The 18,043-nt window shown below is 39.5% G+C and carries 12 protein-coding genes and 2 pseudogenes; 7 read left to right on the top strand and 7 right to left on the bottom strand.

The annotated features are described in order from the left end of the window. The first annotated feature begins 70 nt into the window (after positions 1-70). The 3 genes from ccoG to HC728_RS16110 are packed head-to-tail and all read left to right on the top strand — an operon-like array spanning position 71 to position 3,172. Positions 71-1,489, top strand: a complete 1,419-nt coding sequence (ccoG, locus tag HC728_RS16120) for a cytochrome c oxidase accessory protein CcoG (protein ID WP_190395753.1) — start codon at positions 71-73, stop codon at positions 1,487-1,489. 56 nt (positions 1,490-1,545) lie between these two features. Then, positions 1,546-2,529: a serine/threonine protein kinase gene (locus HC728_RS16115; protein WP_005421552.1), complete on the top strand. Its 984-nt coding sequence runs from the start codon at positions 1,546-1,548 to the stop codon at positions 2,527-2,529. Between the two features lie 43 nt (positions 2,530-2,572). Then, complete coding sequence (locus HC728_RS16110) at positions 2,573-3,172, top strand: thiol:disulfide interchange protein DsbA/DsbL (protein ID WP_190395757.1); 600 nt, start codon at positions 2,573-2,575, stop codon at positions 3,170-3,172. Positions 3,173-3,222: 50 nt separating this feature from the next. Here the strand turns inward: HC728_RS16110 and HC728_RS16105 are convergent, their stop codons facing one another. After that, positions 3,223-4,086: an acyltransferase gene (locus HC728_RS16105; protein WP_170618933.1), complete on the bottom strand. Its 864-nt coding sequence runs from the start codon at positions 4,084-4,086 to the stop codon at positions 3,223-3,225. Positions 4,087-4,184: 98 nt separating this feature from the next. Beyond that, a pseudogene (locus HC728_RS16100) lies at positions 4,185-4,802 on the bottom strand (ATP-binding protein); the annotation flags it as partial. A gap of 394 nt (positions 4,803-5,196) precedes the next feature. Here HC728_RS16100 and HC728_RS16095 point away from each other — a divergent pair. Beyond that, positions 5,197-6,924 carry an AIPR family protein gene (locus tag HC728_RS16095; RefSeq protein ID WP_190395752.1) on the top strand — a complete coding sequence of 576 codons (1,728 nt, stop codon included), beginning with the start codon at positions 5,197-5,199 and terminating at the stop codon, positions 6,922-6,924. Between the two features lie 126 nt (positions 6,925-7,050). On the opposite strand, the gene xerC is transcribed toward HC728_RS16095, so the two are convergent. The 5 genes and pseudogenes from xerC to HC728_RS16070 all read right to left on the bottom strand — a co-directional run. Continuing rightward, positions 7,051-8,418, bottom strand: coding sequence for a tyrosine recombinase XerC (xerC, locus tag HC728_RS16090; RefSeq protein ID WP_190395756.1), 1,368 nt, complete (start codon positions 8,416-8,418; stop codon positions 7,051-7,053). Next, complete coding sequence (locus HC728_RS16085; RefSeq protein WP_190395751.1) at positions 8,418-8,948, bottom strand: hypothetical protein; 531 nt, start codon at positions 8,946-8,948, stop codon at positions 8,418-8,420. The genes xerC and HC728_RS16085 overlap by 1 nt, the downstream gene beginning before the upstream one ends. 11 nt (positions 8,949-8,959) lie before the next feature. Further along, positions 8,960-11,374: an integrase gene (locus HC728_RS16080; protein WP_190395750.1), complete on the bottom strand. Its 2,415-nt coding sequence runs from the start codon at positions 11,372-11,374 to the stop codon at positions 8,960-8,962. Beyond that, positions 11,368-13,707: a hypothetical protein gene (locus HC728_RS16075; protein WP_190395749.1), complete on the bottom strand. Its 2,340-nt coding sequence runs from the start codon at positions 13,705-13,707 to the stop codon at positions 11,368-11,370. The genes HC728_RS16080 and HC728_RS16075 overlap by 7 nt, the downstream gene beginning before the upstream one ends. Before the next feature lie 150 nt (positions 13,708-13,857). Beyond that, positions 13,858-14,772, bottom strand: a pseudogene (locus tag HC728_RS16070) (YifB family Mg chelatase-like AAA ATPase); the annotation flags it as partial. Between the two features lie 407 nt (positions 14,773-15,179). Between HC728_RS16070 and ilvG the strand changes: the two are divergent. From ilvG to HC728_RS16055, 3 genes are read left to right on the top strand one after another with little or no spacing between them, the layout of a single operon-like run. Continuing rightward, on the top strand, positions 15,180-16,826 hold the full coding sequence (gene ilvG / locus HC728_RS16065; protein ID WP_065604322.1) for an acetolactate synthase 2 catalytic subunit: 1,647 nt from the start codon (positions 15,180-15,182) through the stop codon (positions 16,824-16,826). Then, positions 16,826-17,071, top strand: a complete 246-nt coding sequence (gene ilvM / locus HC728_RS16060; RefSeq protein ID WP_005421570.1) for an acetolactate synthase 2 small subunit — start codon at positions 16,826-16,828, stop codon at positions 17,069-17,071. The genes ilvG and ilvM overlap by 1 nt, the downstream gene beginning before the upstream one ends. 11 nt (positions 17,072-17,082) lie before the next feature. Next, entirely contained in the window at positions 17,083-18,030 is a 948-nt protein-coding gene (locus tag HC728_RS16055; RefSeq protein WP_017018726.1) for a branched-chain amino acid transaminase, read from the top strand. The last annotated feature ends 13 nt before the right edge of the window (positions 18,031-18,043 follow it).

Here is an 18,043-nt window from a genome sequence, read left to right as displayed (position 1 = left end):
AGTTACCAAGTAAAAAATAATGCTCAACATTACTCACTTGGTACCATAATAATAATATTTAGGAAGAATAATGAGTCAGGAAAAAATAGACATCAAGGATGTGACTCCAAAGCAATTTAACCCTAAGACCCATAAATCCAGTAGTGATCGCTTTAATCCAAGCTCTGGAATTTATGTTCGTCAAAGCAAAGGAACCTTCCAGAAATTGCGCCGCTATGGAGCATGGTTTCTGCTTGCCTTATTTATTCTCACTCCTTGGATTTCCTTTGGTGACCGCCAAGCTATTTTACTCGATATTGGAAATCAGCAGTTTAGCTTCTTTGGTACGACTCTTTTCCCTCAAGACCTGACTCTTCTCGCGCTTCTTTTTGTGATAGCGGCCTTCGGGTTGTTTTTTATCACCACTTTTTTAGGACGAGTATGGTGTGGTTATTTATGTCCGCAAACCGTTTGGACTTTCATGTACATTTGGTTTGAAGAAAAATTAGAAGGGTCAGCTAACAAACGTCGTAAACAAGACCAAATGAAAATGACATCAAACTTGTTTCTTCGAAAGACACTCAAACACCTCGCATGGATTGCTATTGCTATTGCCACTGGCATTACTTTTGTCGGTTATTTTGTTCCTGTAAAAGAACTCGTTGTTGATTTTTTTACCTTAAATAGTGATTTTTTACCTGCATTTTGGGTTCTTTTCTTTGCCGGCTGTACTTATGGAAACGCAGGGTGGATGCGTTCAATCGTTTGTTTGCATATGTGTCCTTACGCTCGTTTCCAGTCAGCCATGTTTGATAAAGACACTTATATTGTTGGTTATGATCCAAAACGAGGAGAAGCTCGTGGCCCTCGTTCACGCAAAAAAGATCCAAAAGAATTAGGATTAGGCGACTGTATTGACTGTAATTTATGTGTGCAGGTCTGTCCAACTGGTATTGATATTCGTGATGGTCTGCAATATGAATGCATTAACTGTGGCGCTTGTATTGATGCGTGTAACGAAACCATGGATAAGATGAAATATAACAAAAACCTTATCAGCTATACCACTGAACATAAATTAGCAGGACATAAAACTCATGTTCTGCGTCCAAAGTTAATTGGTTATGGCGTCGTTATGTTGCTGATGATAGGGCTATTTATCACTCAAATAGCAACGGTAGAACCTATGGGACTAGATGTTTTACGCGATAGAAACCAGTTAGCAAGAATCAGCAGTTCAGGTTTAATCGAGAATACTTACACCTTAAAAATCATTAATAAAACCCAACAAACTCAAGAATACGATCTCAATGTAACAGGCATTGATAATCTCACTTGGTATGGTTCACAACGAGTGAATGTCAAAGCAGGTGAGGTATTAAGCTTACCGATAAGCTTAGGAGCAAGTGAAACCGAATTAAATAAAACCATCACAACAATTGTATTTGAAATAACGAATTCTGATGGCCAAGTGATAAAAGCTGAAAGTCGATTCTTTAAAAAGCTATAATCACTTTATTACTGACACAAAAGGCTCGTAATGAGCCTTTTTTATTGAGAATGACTATGTCTGAACACGCTTTTAATTTCAGTACGCTTACCCCTGATTTACTCTGGAATGCTCTTGCTGATATCGGCATTAGAGCAGAGTCAGGTTTTCTTGCTTTAAACAGTTATGAAAACCGTGTCTATCAATTTACCGACGAAGAACGACGTCGTTATGTTGTGAAGTTTTATCGCCCACAACGTTGGTCTGAAGCGCAAATTCTTGAAGAACACTTATTTGCTCGACAACTTGTTCAACAAGATATTCCAATCGCTGCTCCATTGGAAATTAACGGCAAAACCCTACACTCAGCCAATGGTTATTGGTTTGCACTTTTTGATAGCTTAGGAGGCCGCACATTTGAGGTCGATAATTTTGATCAATTAGAGTGGGTGGGACGCTTTTTAGGCCGCATTCATAAAGTAGGGGAATCCGAGTTATTTCAACATCGTCCAACAATAGGGCTAGATGAGTACTTGTATCAACCAAGAAAACTATTAGAAAACAGCTCGTTTATCCCGACACATTTAGAAAATAGCTTTTTCTCTGATATGGATATGTTGATTCAACAAATCGAACAACACTGGCAACCAAGTAAATCCATTCGACTGCACGGTGATTGTCACCCTAGCAATATTTTATGGCGTGATGGTCCATTATTTGTTGATTTAGATGACGCCAGAAATGGCCCTGCCGCACAAGATATCTGGATGCTGTTAAATGGTGATCGCCAAGATAAGCTTGTTCAGTTAGATATTTTGTTGGAATCTTATTCTGAGTTTTGCGATTTTGACCACAACCAGTTGAAACTAATTGAACCTTTACGTGGTCTACGAATGGTGCACTACATGGCATGGCTTGCAAAACGTTGGCAAGATCCTGCTTTTCCTATTGCATTTCCATGGTTTGCCGACGCAAAATACTGGGAAAGTCAGGTACTCGGATTTAAAGAACAAATAGCCGCATTAAACGATGCACCTTTAGAACTGATGCCACAATGGTAAAATATAATACTAATCACAAATGGATTGGAGAGAGTTACACATGATGAAGAAAATGATGGCACTGTTTGGTGCTTTAGTACTGAGTTTTTCAGTAAATGCAGCAAACTTTACAGAAGGCGATTACTACAAAGTTCTTGACCTACCTGAATCAAAAACACCGACAGTGAATGAATTTTTCTCTTTTTACTGCCCACATTGTAATAGCTTTGAACCGCTTATTCAGGGTCTAAAGAAAACACTACCAGATAATGCAACGTTTAAGAAAACTCACGTTTCATTCATGGGTGGACCAATGGGCTTATCAATGAGTAAAGCCTATGCAACAATGGTTTCTCTAGGTACCGAAGATAAAATGGTTCCTGTTTTCTTCAACCGTATCCATACAATGAACAAACCACCACGTAATGAAAAAGAAATTCGTCAGATCTTCCTAGATGAAGGCGTTAACGCTGATGAATTCGACGGTACATACAATAGCTTTGCTATTAACTCTATGGTTAACCGTTTTGATAAATCATTCCAAGACAGTGGATTAACTGGTGTTCCTGCATTAATCGTTAACAACAAATACCTTGTTGAAACGGGCAAAATCAAAAGCGCTGATGAGTACTACGAGTTAGTAAACTGGTTACTTAAAAAGTAAAAAATAAAAAATAAACAAATAAAAAGGGAGCAAATTATCGCTCCCTTTTTTTATTCTTTGGTTTTTAAAACACCTTGAAGGTATTCATCTTTTTCTTTCCATAAGTCGTTTACCCACTTATGAAAACCACGCTTAAAGGTTTTATCTCCAAAGTAATCGCCATTCACTTTTTCATCATTTGGATGCAAGTTAATACGAACAACAACTTTAGTTAATTTCCCTTGTAGCATATCGATAAATGGTGATTCTTGGTTATCAGGATACGCAAGTGTGACATCAACAATCCCATCAAATAGTTCACCCATCGCTGAAAGAGTAAAAGCGATACCACCAACCTTTGGCTTAAACAAATGTTGGTAAGGTGTTCTTGCTTCTTTTAGCTTTTCAGGTGTAGCTCGGGTTCCCTCAACAAAATTAACCACCGTTGTAGGAACAGCTCGAAAGTTTTCACAAGACTTTTGAATCGCTTTAAAATCATCTTCACGACGTTCAGGATCTCGGCGCATAAATGGCATATCCGCTCCCCAACACGCAAGCCCCACAAAAGGAACATAAAGCAACTCATACTTCAAAAAGAACTTAGTCATAGGTATTTTATCTTTCATTACCGAAGACAAAATAACAATATCAGCCCAGCTCACGTGGTTTGATAACAAAAGATACCAATTATCTTGAGATAAGCTTTCACCGTCTTCAATCTCCCACTCAATATTATTATTAATATTAAGCATCCACAGATTTAATGTAGCCCATCCCCATAATGTTTTATTCGCCATAGATACCGTAATTTTTTTCACGATACCAAAAGGAAGAAGTAATTTAATTATTGCAAAGAAGCTGATAATTAAAGATGTTAATGCTGTATTTAGCATTACAAGTAATACACTGATAACCAGCCTAATATTAGCAATCATAGAACTCTTCATTTGTAGATTAGAGTGAATATTATCCACATGATAACAAGTCAGGCCGTCTTTTGTGAGTAATCTTTCATTACATCTCAATTAATAGATTAGACCGCTTGTGCAGATAATTGTTTTAATAATCGATCCATAGCTCGATAACCAACAGCTTCAGCTAAGTGGATTCGTTGAATTTTATCTTCCGCAGATAAATCAGCAATAGTACGCGCGACCTTAATAATCCGATGATAAGCACGAATAGATAATCCTAACTGATGTAGCGTATTTTCTAAAAATGCAGCATCTTCTTTATCTAATGGGCAGTGCTTTTCAATTTCTCGACTTCCTAATAGCGCATTCACTTTACCATTACGCTCTAACATGCGAGCACGAGCCTGTAAAACTCGATGTTTTACTTCTTGCGTACTTTCACCTCTATCTCCACCTTCGGTTAGCGTTCCCTTCGGCAATAGTGGTATTTCTAATGACATATCAAAACGATCTAACAAGGGGCCAGATATTCGATTAAGGTAACGTAAAATCAATTGCGGGTTAGTTCGAGTTTGATTCCCTTCATAATAACCCGTAGGGCTTGGGTTTAATGCTCCGACCAATTGAAAACGAGCAGGAAAACGTGTTTTACTCGCGGCGCGTGAGATGACTATCTCACCAGATTCTAGTGGTTCCCGCAGTGAATCAAGTACTTTTCTTTCAAACTCCGGCATTTTCCTAATATCGAACTTGAGTGATAAATATTGTCAATTTAAGGCTTTGAATATAGTGAGTGTTGTCCGACTTAGTGGAGCGCATCGCTTCAGATGCTAGCGGAACGATAAATCATTAATTTTTCAATTTAGTCGAGTAAGTAGCTATGTTATCCGTTCAATCTGACGTTTTCACCTAGCCCCTCTCATGAATGAATATTCACTTAATCGTTAGGGATAACTACTGATTCAGTCACAGCATTCAAATAGAGAGCGAAACTGCCAGCTAAAACAGTTATGCCCCAAAATGCGTTTAGGTATCAATTCTGGTTTTGTGAATCAGAGAGTTTTTCCTTTTAACTCTTCATATTCAATCATGATAATATTAAACAAAATATTACTGTGAGTAAGGAATGGTATGTCAACGTGGAAAACAGCATATGAATCTTTAGTGGAACTATCTGAGTATAATGACAATGCTCTGGGTTTGTTTGCTTTAGGGTTGAAATTTGGCTTAGATGATCTTGCAAGTATAGGAGTAGATGCTGTTACTGATGGCTCTGATGATAAGAAGTTAGATATTGTTTTTATAAACCCTGAAGAAGAATACGCCGTAGTTGGTCAGTGCTACTTTACGAGCAAAGACAAGCAAAATGCACCTTCAAATAAAGCTAGCGACTTAAATACTGGACTAGCATGGTTGCTTCAAAGGAATATTGATGATGTTCCAGAAAGAATCAAGTCTGCGGCAATAAACCTCAGACAATCGATCAAAAATGGTGAAGTCAAAAACATCCACATTTGGTATGTACATAACCTTCCTGAATCCCATCATGTAGAAACAGAGCTTGTCACTGTTCAACACACTGCTGTGACTATGCTGGAGCAAGAGTTTCCCGAATCTAAAGTGAACGTAGTTCACAAAGAAGTGGGCAACGATACCATCCAAGAATGGTACGAAGATTGTAAAACTCCTATTCTAATAAATGAGTCTATATCTTTATCTACTATTGGTGGCTATGAGATATCAGGAGCTGGTTGGTCTTCTTATTCAACGGCTATTCAAGCACGAGATCTTGCTCGTTTATACAAAAAGCACCGTACAAAAATATTTTCTGCAAATATTCGAGACTATTTAGGTTCACGGAAAAGTGACTCTAATATCAATAATGGTATAAAGCGGACTGTAGAAAACGATGCTGGTGATTTTTGGGCTTTCAACAATGGATTAACAATACTAACTCACTCTTACACTGTAGATGGTGATTCTATTGAAGCTCAGGGGCTTTCAATAGTGAACGGAGCTCAAACTACAGGAGCCATTGGCTCTTTGAAGAAATTACCAGATCCAAAAGCGATGGTTCAAGCTCGATTTATAGCGGTCGATAGTTCATCGGAAAATCTCGTTGAAAGTATTATAAGGTTCAACAACAGTCAAAATAAAGTAGAGGCTGCTGATTTTAGAAGCACAGATAAGATACAAAAAAGACTAAAAGAAGAGTTTACGTTGATACCAAATGCTGAGTATGAGGGGGGAAGACGAGGTAGTTCTAGTGATATCATTCGTAGAAGACCTAACTTACTTGGTTCATACACGGTCGGCCAAGCTCTTGCCGCCTTTCACGGAGAACCAATTACCGCTTACAATAAAAAAGCAGGAATTTGGATAAACAATAAGTCTTATGACAAACTATTTAATGACAATACAAAGGCTGCGCACATTGTGTGTTGTTATAGTCTAGTTCGAGCTATTGAATCAAAGAAAAAGCAACTACAAGTTAAGAGTTCTCTTACTCGTGACGAAGAGAAAACATTGAAGTTTTTACGTCAACGTGGCGCTATCTTTCTCACAACACATGCCATTGCTTACTGCTTAGAAAGCATCTTAGATCGTTCTGTTCCCAATCTTTTTAGAATATCTTTTGGCGTTAAGTGTTCGCCAAAACAAGCAACTGATAACTGGGATAGTATTATCGATGTTTTACTACCTTTTGTCGAGCACCTTAACCCTGCCATAATCAATGGTCTGAAGAATACTTCAGAAATTGAACAAGCTGTAGCTACATTCAATTCACTAGTGAAGTCAACTAGACAGTTTAATGCGGTAGTGTTTGATGAATTCAAAAATAGAGTAGAAGCTCCTTAATGAAATACAACCTTTGAGCATCGGCATTTTGTGCTTGTACCTCCATTAAAACCAAGTTGGTTCATCAGTTCTAACTTGGTTTTGTCCAAAAACGAGTTATACAACCGCTTGGTGATGGCTTTTAATTTAATGTGACGAAGATACTATACTTTTATCTATATCAGATTGAAAAGCCCCCAATAGTTTCTTCATCTCACCAAGTGCTGCGGTAGGCGTTAACTCCTTCCTTGCTATCTGTTCTTCTAACAACTCAATCTGACGCTTTGCCAAGTCAACACTCGACTTTAGAGATACTGCATTATAAACCTCTGTGTAACCGTGAATATCTGCAAATGCGAGGTCAATATAAGTATCTAAAGAGCTAAGATTTGTATGGCCTGTCCACTGCTGAAGCTGCATTTTAAACGTTTGTGTGTGAAGTAAGTGCTTTCGGAAATCGTCCTTATCATTCACTTCTTTAGTGGCAAGAATAAGCTCTTTGAGCTTATCTGTTATAAATGCGTGTCTCCACAAGTGCGGGTGTAACTCTCCTTCGATACCAAGCTCTTTTTTCCATGAGTTCATGTACGTTGTCCATGAATCTGCGGATAAGCGTAGACCTGTTTTTAAGCTGATAAATAGGTAATCATGCTGGGCTTTTTTCTTCCTCACGACTTTCTTACGAACTTTAATGTAATCCGCTATCACAGATAATAAAAGGTGTGGAACAGGTATCTTTCGAGTGGCATTGTCGTCTTTACGTTTTAAAGTGGTAAGCGTGAGCATACCTGTGCGTCTAGCTCCCTCGTAATCAGTCAATTTAATTAAATGAAGCTCCGATACGCGAGCGCCTAATTGCTCCATTGCTGTATATAACGCCATGTCCCTTCTGCGTTTATCTTTATTTTTCTGAGTCTTTATAAACCCCCAAACACGCAAGGCATCATCTTCTGAAACAGGGTGACGTTTCTTAATCTCGTCTTTAGTTGGTACAGAAGAGTGTGTAATTTTAGTGCCTTCAATGAACCCTTTATAGCCTTCCTGTTTGCGTTTGTAGTGCTTCTCAAGAATCTGAATTGAGTTACCTTTATCTTTGCCAATAAAAGCACTCAAATCATGAAACTCTTGGATAAACTGCAAAAAATCCAAACAGGTATGCGCAATCTTTATAACGGAGTTATTCTTACGTTTTAGTTCGCCAAGTGGCGTTCTCTCTACCTGTAGTGACTGAACGAAAAGGGTGAATGTAGCGTCTGTAATCTGGCTAAATCGGCTCAATAGCGGCTGTTTTTCAATAAAGTGAACCAAGTGGATGATATCGTGGGCATACCCTCGAATAGTGTCACTTTTTAAGTTTCTCACAATCAAACTATGGATGTAAGCATTGGCTTCATAGCAAGGAGTATGATTACTGTAGGTTACGAAAGGAATATCCAGTGGCTTACGAAAGACAAGCTTGCCATTAAACCCAAGATGACTCCATTGCTCAAAGTTTTTAAGCATACGAACCGCCATCATACCTCTCCATTCAAAGTGAAATTCATCTGCGCTTCAATCTTCCGATTGTGCTCTCGATAAAGCTCCTGTCGTTCTTCTACTGTTCCTTCATGATTCGCTAGTTGTTTTAGTCTAGAGCGTAGTTCTGAGACCATAACTGTCAGTAAAGAATTACTACGCTGTGCTGCATCCAACTCTGATTCAAGCTCAACTACTTTGTGCTTTAAGCCCACTACGGTTTGCTTGTTGCCTTTGGAGGCTTTCTCATAGTAATGGATAGCCTCTATCGCCAGTTTTGCATTAATACGAAGCTCATCTAAGGATAAGAAGCCTCTCTCTAGAAGTGCTTCTGAGATGCTTTTGACAGTGTTTAATGAACACGATGTGATATTCAGGTCTTGATTCTGATATTTAGCGACGCCAGATTGTGATTTAAGAGCCTTAATCAACTCCTCATCATCTTTAAACTCAGCGGGAGATGTGATTATTTTTCTCAACAGCTTTTCTGTTTCAAGTACCTTGGTTTGATTTTTCTCTAAAACTTTCATTGTCCCAATCCTCAATCAAGGTCTCTGATTTTTAAAATTAAATTAAAGGTTTGAGTTGTATTCCCATCAGCATCTTCGATGGTAAAGAACTCAGGCTCAAGCGTGACTCGACCTTTTTCTAAAAGCTGAATAACCTCTGTTTCAATGTATTGCTCTTTTTGAAGCTGGCTTATATGAGGGATGGTTAGATAATATTCATCATCATAGTCTTCTGCTGCTTCGCTCACTGACTCTATAGTGATAGGCGTTGAGCTATCACCCGTCATTCGCTCTGCAATAATTTTGCGAACTTCTTCTATTCCATCGAGTTTGGCAAGCTCAGAGGTGGAATCAATCACACCACGAACAATAACGCTAGCTTTAGCCCCATTAAGCACCGCACCTGTCTCTGATTCCGAGATATAGTGATATAAATGCTCCATGTCTGAATGTCCGAGCATCCAGCGCAAAGCATCCATTCCATCAAACCCTTTTGACCAAAAGAATGCCATCGCAAAAAAACGTCTCAATTGGTGCTGGCGAACATAATTACGGCGATACTCACCGTTGTCGTACTCCACCAAGTCGGTTTCTAAGTAATCGCATACAGCATCAAGGTGTGCATTATAAGTCTGACTGACCACCTGACTTAACTGAGAGCGCATTGAATCAAGGTTATTAAACAGAGATAGCTTTCCTTTGCATAGATTCAGCTCACTCGCTTTGATGTTAAAAGTCTCCAGTTGCCAAATGAACTTGGCGATAGATAAGGGAACTGGTCTTTCTATTGTTGCGTTTACTCCTTTTGACCCAGTTTTTTTTGCATTAAATATCAGGCTGTACTCTATTTTTGCACCTTCTTCTGAAAAAGGACTTGTATTAGGTGATAGGTTGCCGTGTGGCTTTAACTTGATTAATTCATCTTGCCTTCGAGCCATGATTGCACCTACCAAGACCTGTATTGCGCCTTGAAGTACAGAGAACAAATCAAACAAACTCTCATTGGCTCGAATCCTTTCGTGTCGATTTTCAACGCTATCAGTAAAGCCTTGAACCTGTTTTATTCCTTTTTTCAGGTATTCGCTACTCAGACAATCAATTGCCTCTGTTTGAAACCAGTGCCCTCGCTCTGTGCTAGACATATCTCGATGCAATCCTTCATTCCAAGCTAGGGTATTTTGTTGTGGTCGGAGTGTATTGGATTTTAGTGCAACAGATTTGCTCCTTGCTTTAGATAACAGAGTTAACGTTTCGTCTAGTAAAGTGGCAGAACCTTCTTCTGTCGGTAGGTGCTCTTTGGCAAACTCATAGGATTGACGAATTAAATTAAACACAAATTTAGGCGGTAAAGTACGAGTGCGCCCCATTTCTTTTAAGCTAACTAACCGACTAATGCAGCCTGCACTGATTTGCTCGGACAATATAGAGGGGCTTGCTGCGTCTTCACGATCAAGGTTGGTATGAATCAATCGAATTGCTTCAATGTATGTCGAGATAGTCTTTTGGTTCGTACCTGATGAGGTATCTCGATTTTCAACAGCACGATACTCTGAGCTTCTTTTTGGCTCTTTGAGGTAAAGCTCTGGATAACTGGGTACATTTATGTCGTGATAAAGCATCTTGCCATCAAACAACAGCTTACTGAGCACTGTGCCTCTACCGTCGTATTTAGGGCCCGTTTGATTTTGCTTGTAATAACCTTGTTCAAAAAGCCAGTGACACGCCTTGTCCCAATCAGCTAGGGATAAGAAAATTTCATCTTGAGCAATCTCTTGTGAAATGTAGGGGTACTTTTCTTTAAACATTTGAGCATCTTTATCTGAAACACCCTGAGAAGCATTATCAAGTAATACTTGGGTGCGCTTATCAATCTCATACACTCCTTGAAAATTTCCGTGCTCAGCGAATTTCATCAAGATGTTCAACCAGAAGTCATCATTCACATTCAGAAGGCGACATTTTGATAGCTTCAGTTCTTTCGAGTGCAACAAGACAGCATTGATGAGAGCGACAACTTTGCAAACTTTTTGATAAGCCGTTTTTGGACTAATAATCTTCCCACCATTTTCAAGTGGGTTATCTGCCGCTGTGATCCAGTATTTGAAACTGTTTAATAACTTTTGATGCCTTGTGTCGGTGAGTTTCTTTCCGTCATCCAAGTAAACCGTGTCCCAATGTATCGTTTTTGGGTTTTTGCCAAATGTTAGTATCCATTTGTTTGCAGAAAAACTAGATTCTAACCATTCGGGCTTTCTGTCATCGTAACCGTAGATGCCTGTATGGATATTCGTGATAACATCTAAAGCTCGATAATCATCATTTGCAACTGCGAAATTGATAATATCTTCAAGACTCTCAGCACTTAGACCATTCAAAAGCGAATGGTCTCGCACAATGCTTTCAATGAGATTAGCAATAGAGGAATTATCGATAGCAACACTTAACATATCAGCGCACCCTTAATCGAGTCAGTGTCTAGTTTGTTATTGGTTGCAATATCTAGCATCCCCATCAGGTAATCATCAGCACTGTGCTTGCCTGAATTCAGGGTATCTAAGACAAACACCGCTGATTGATACCAGTGATGAACAATATCTAAAAAAGAACTTTCATCATCGTTACTTTCAACAACAGATCGTATCGCTATCAATAACTGCAATAGAGAGGTGGATATAGTGTAGGTTAACTGGTCGCATACTAAAGAATCAGATGTGTCATCAGTAGTGTTTTTTTGAAAAAAACCATGTTCCCAATGCTCAGGGATCTCACTGATACCATGATTGTTTAGGAATTTCTCGATGTCCTCTGTACTCATATTTACTGCATCAAATCGATACACTGACTCTTTCATGGATTCAAGTAAAATAGCATTTTGGAACTGACGCACCCATCGTTCATTAAAGAAGTCCATGAGTGGTTTAGGAAGATAAGAAGTTAATAGCTTTGCATCTTTTTTTTCATGACCAAGCGCCTCAGCAACCGCATCCATTGAGCGAGTTTCCAGATAAATTTGAAAACCTCGATGTCGCCTAATCGAACGCAATGAATGAATACCTGAAATAGCTTGGGCATCTGTTGAGGTGATATTATTACTCTTATCAAATAGCGATTGTTCTTGAAGCCAATTATAAAAATTATTTGCCGAGGAAAGGGTGTTATTAAGACTGCTTGGGCACACCACGCTGGAAACGGTTGCGGTCAAAATCATCTTTCGCCAATTTACATCTCCTTTTCCTTTTAGGTATTCACGGCTCATATGAGTATGTTGTATCAAGAACTCAACTATAGATTTAGAAAATTCATTAAGCACAACGTCCTGTTGCGCATTGGTTGAGCCTTTACGTGATTTGTAACTGACCGCAATGTGCTGAGTACCCACTTGCTTGAAGCCGACCTGATTGCCATTTACATCAAATAGCTCCCACTTTTCTAACCAAGCAGGTGTTATCAGGGGGTGTTCCATAACGAGCAGCGTCAAAAGGACATTCAGTGTTGAGCTAGTGGGTAAGTTTAACTCAGTGCAAAGTTGACTAGCTTTACCATGAAATCCCAAAAATGATAAATAGCTTGAACCTTTCGCTGCTATACCGTGTGCATAAAAGGTTGCCACCGTGTTGTCTAGCTTATCTGCACCGACAAAGTTGCTATATTGAACGCTGCCAATAGTGTCGCTTATTGGCTTAACCAATCCATTATTTAGAAAGGCTTTATTTCTCTCTTCTCGATCTAAAAGCTCCTCATACTTCAAGAGGCATATATACCTGATGTGCGCCATGTCTCGCTCTACACGTTGGTGAATGATTGAAACAGCCTCTTCATCTTTAATTTTGAGAGGGATGTTGGCAAACCATCGGCGGTTTTCCGACTGCGTTGTATTACCGCCAACTGAAAAAGTAGGAGCAGCACCCTTTGGGTCTTTCCAGTCTGGAGCGATAAATGGCTTATGAGGCTTAGCAAAAACTCCAGTATTTATAAAGCACTCTGTGTAATAGTTAATGATATCTCGCCAACGAATATGAAAGTCCCTTGGGCAGCTCTGGGCTGCTTGGGAGTGTACGAATAGCACCTTAAACACTTTATGAAAAAAGAGTTGGACATGATTGGTACTAAGTAGAACTTCTATTGTCATTCCCTCCTTTTCGTTATAAACAGTGGACATACCGATAAAGAGTTTTTTGAGCCTGTTTAATGCATTAGCTAGAGATGATGATTTTTGTGTAGATGCATAGTTTGTTAGAGCAAGATGAATCTTATTTGTAAACTCTTCACCAAAATGCACATAAAGCGTATCAAGGTGCGCTTCAAGGCTTTTACCTTCTTTTGATGTTACTTGCCAACCATTAAGGTAGTCAGCTTTTGTCTTATCTATCTGAAGATTGCGAAATTGTGCTAGACAAGTCGATACATCGTCTGAAATTTTGATGGTTGATAGCTTTAACTCAACCAAGCTCAATTGCTTATCCTGTGCAATGTGTTGGAAAAGTTTTTTTGATTGGTAGCATAGTGCGTATCTACGCTTGAAACTGATGCTATCGTTGTCATAAATAAAAGCAATGAGCGCCTGAAAGTGTGTATTGAGTGATTGTGAGTTATTTAATATATTAAATGCTGTGTAGTTCCCCTGCTCAACCAAATAACAGTAAGCAGAATAAACATTCAACACTGGCTGCACGAACTTTGTTGAGACTGAGGATTCAGCAGCAAGTGTTAGGTAGTTAGAGTATTCGACTGACAGTGCAGTTTTTAATAAAGAAAGCTCATTTAGTGTTTTTACATTCACAAACAAATCCCATAGACTGACAACTCATAACCACATTAGTTGTCACAGTGATTATTGTCAATGTTAATCAAAGGATTAATATTAGAATTTAGCCATAACATTCAATAACTTATATTAATTTTGATACTTTATAATTATTGGGATTACTAGTATCTCATCTAAAAATAAAATGCCATTATGAGCTAATGATATTTCTCCCGGTCGTGGAATAGAGCCACCACCCACTAATGCCGCCATAGAGCTAGAATGGTGAGGGGAACGAAAAGGGCGAGATCGCCAATTAGATTCAGTAATATTTTGATGAGTTAATGATGCTACCGCTGCGGTTTCTAACGCTTCATCATTCGTCATTTCAGGCAATAAGTCACTCATACGAGAAGCCAACATAGTTTTACCTGTACCAGGAGGCCCTAAGTACAATAAATTATGTCCTCCAGCGGCTGCTATCTCTAACGCTCGCTTACCTTGCTGTTGACCAATAATATCTTGTAGGTCACGTTCTAAAGATAAGGATTGCTCTTCAAGCTGAGGAGTAGTTAATAAACTGAGTTGCTGCTGTCCACACAAAAAACCACACACAGCTAGTAGGTGAGGTGCAGATTTATGAATATCCTTGCCGACTAAAGCCGCCTGATCACCATTATCATCAGGAACAACTAAACAACGTTTAGCATTAAGTGAAGCTAAGGCGGCAGGTAAAACACCTTTTACTCGACGTAACTCACCAGAAAGAGCCAATTCACCAACAAACTCATGACCATCCAATTTATTTTCAGGTATTTGATCTGATGCTGCTAAGATCCCAAGCGCAATAGGAAGATCAAATCGTCCACCTTCTTTGGGAAGATCCGCTGGGGCTAAATTAACAGTGATCTTTTTAGATGGAAACTCAAAGTTGGCATTAATGATTGCACTTCTTACTCTATCTTTTGCTTCTTTTACGGTTGTTTCTGGTAGGCCAACCAGACTAAATCCTGGCATCCCATTACTGATATGAACTTCTACCGTCACTGGTGGCGCTTCTACACCTACACAAGCTCGACTGTGTATTATTGCTAATCCCATTTATCTACCCAACTTATTTTATTAAAGACCAATCTGTATTGATTTTATGTTTTTGTTATATATAAGCGCTAAATGAACGAGAATTGTGAATTAAATGATAGTTTTTTCTTGTCATGAGAGCCATGTCTGTGTTACCACTAAGTTAATGTAACGAAATATCAAAAAGAAAACGTTTACGGATAGATTAAATGACCTTTTTTGCTCAACTGAATATTCTGATTATTAACATTCTAGTGGTGATTCTGGTCACCGCTCGGGGATGTGTGAGCAAAAAATAGAGTTACAAGCACACTAAAAACCCCCAAGCCAACAAGCAAGGGGGTTTTTTTATAAGTTCAGGAAGAGAAATGGGGGCACATGATGTGCGAGAGAAAACAGACAACCACTCACGCAGGGAGCGAAAGAGTATGAATGGCTCACAGTTAGTAGTTAAAGCCTTAAGAGACGAAGGGATTAAAACTGTCTTTGGTTATCCTGGTGGGGCGATCATGCCTATTTATGATGCATTATATGATGGCGGCGTTGAGCACATCTTATGTCGTCATGAACAAGGTGCAGCAATGGCTGCAATAGGAATGGCAAGAGCAAGCAAAGATGTTGCGGTATGCCTTGCAACATCAGGTCCAGGAGCAACAAACCTAATTACAGGTCTTGCTGATGCCATGTTAGATTCAATTCCTCTTGTTGCTATCACAGGTCAAGTGGCGAGTAATTTAATCGGTACTGATGCTTTCCAAGAAATGGATGTCATCGGTATGTCTCTCTCATGTACTAAACACAGTTATTTGGTTACTGATATCAATGAACTTGCTCCTGTGATTGCTGAAGCATTTGAGGTAGCAAAATCAGGACGTCCCGGTCCAGTATTAATTGATATAGCCAAAGATGTGCAACTCGCTGAAGCCCCAGTTACTTCTCTTCCATATTTTGAAGCGCCTAGTATTCCTGTTGTTGTTCCTGAAGCAATTGAAGCAGCAGAAGTGCTGTTAAAAGCCAGCAATAAACCCGTATTGTATGTTGGTGGTGGTGTTCAACTGGCACACGCAACCGACTCTGTTCGTGATTTTTTAATTAATAATCCAATGCCTTCAGTAAGCACATTAAAAGGCTTAGGTTCTATCGAAAGACACGATCCTCACTATCTTGGTATGGTAGGTATGCACGGCACGAAAGCTGCTAACTTAATCGTTCAAGAATCCGATTTATTAATTGTTGTTGGTGCCCGTTTCGATGACCGTGTGACAGGAAAATTAGAAAGCTTTGCTCCTCATGCGAAAGTAATCCATATCGATATTGATGCCGCAGAATTCAATAAGCTTCGCCACGCTCATTCAACACTACGCGGTGATATCAAGGTTATTCTTCCTCAATTGAAACTAGAGCAAGACCTAACCCCTTGGTTAGAGCATGTATCTTCTCTTCGTTCTGAATTTAAATGGCGCTACGATCACCCAGGTGAATTAATTTATGCCCCTCTGCTACTAAAGCAACTTTCTGACATGATGCCAGACAGCTCTATCGTATCGACAGATGTAGGCCAACATCAAATGTGGGCAGCTCAACATATCCAACCTCGAGCTCCTGAAAATTACCTAACCTCCGCAGGCCTTGGCACCATGGGGTTTGGGTTACCCGCAGCGATGGGAGCAAAAGTGGCTCGTCCTGATGATCAATCTATTCTGATTTCAGGTGATGGTTCTTTCATGATGAATGTACAAGAACTCGGCACGATTAAGCGTAAACAAATCCCTGTAAAGATGGTTCTTATTAATAACCAACGTTTAGGCATGGTTCGCCAATGGCAATCATTATTTTTTGATGGCCGCCACAGTGAAACCATTCTTGATGATAATCCTGATTTTGTTGCTCTTGCTGCCGCCTTTGGCATTCCTGGAAAAACCATCACAATAAAAGAAGAAGTAGAACCCGCTCTAAAAGAAATGCTTGAAAGTGACACTGCTTATCTGCTGCATGTTCTTATTTCAGAAGAAGAAAACGTATGGCCTTTGGTTCCGCCAGGTGCTGCAAACCAAGATATGGTGGAGGGAGAATAATGCAACGTTATATTTTAGAGATTGAAGCTAACGATAGACCGGTTTTATTAGAACGTGTATTACGCGTCATTCGTCACCGTGGTTTTATCATCAAGCAAGTATTAGCAACACAAAATCAAGCCAGCAAAGTAGCTGCAATTGAAATCATCGTAGAAAGTGACCGACCAATTAGCCTTCTTACTAATCAAATAGAAAAGCTTTGGGATATTACCGCCGTTAACGTTTCTACATTACATCGCGCATAAGGATAGTGACAATGTCAAAGACAGCAGATTTTATTTGGTTTAATGGTGAGATGGTTCCTTGGGCAGACGCAAATGTGCACGTTCTGACTCACGCAATGCATTATGGAACATCCGTTTTTGAAGGGGTGCGTTGTTATAACACGCCAAATGGTCCAATTATTTTCCGCCACCCAGAACACGCAAAACGTTTAAAAAATTCCGCTAAAATTTATCGCTTCCCAATTCCATATACTGAAGAAGAAATTATGGAAGCAACACGTGAAACCTTACGTCAAAACAAACTCGATTCTGCTTATATTCGTCCTTTAGGCTTTGTAGGAAATGTAGGTTTAGGTGTTTGCCCACCAGAAAACACGGAAATGGAACTCATTATTGCTGCATTCCCATGGGGATCTTACCTAGGAGAAGAAGCATTAGAAAATGGGGTTGATGCCATGATTTCAAGTTGGAACCGTGCTGCACCAAATACCATTCCAACCGCAGCAAAAGCAGGTGGTAACTATTTATCTTCTTTATTGGTTGGTGGTGAAGCCCGCCGTCATGGTTACGATGAAGGTATTGCGTTAAGTGTTGATGGCTATCTTTCTGAAGGTGCTGGTGAAAACCTATTTGTTGTTCGTGATGGTATTCTTTCTACACCTCCTGCAACCAGTGCCATCTTACCGGGAATAACTCGAGATTCTATCATGACGCTTGCAAAAGATATGGGGTATGAAATTCGCGAAGAAAACATCGCACGCGAAGCGCTTTATCTTGCAGACGAAGTATTTATGACAGGCACAGCGGCTGAAATCGTTCCAGTACGCTCTGTTGACAAGATTACCGTTGGTGAAGGTAAACGTGGTCCTATCACAAAAGAGATCCAAGCCGCTTACTTTGGTCTGTTCAATGGAACAACCGAAGATAAATGGGGTTGGTTAGATTACGTATACCCAGAAAATGCACCATCAGCTAAATAATTTATAAGGATAT

The organism is Aliivibrio sp. S10_S31, from assembly GCF_014694495.1.
In the GTDB taxonomy this organism is placed as follows: Bacteria; Pseudomonadota; Gammaproteobacteria; order Enterobacterales; family Vibrionaceae; genus Aliivibrio; species Aliivibrio fischeri.
The sequence above is the reverse complement of the archived record's forward strand: the minus strand, read 5'-3'. Positions and strand labels throughout refer to the sequence as shown.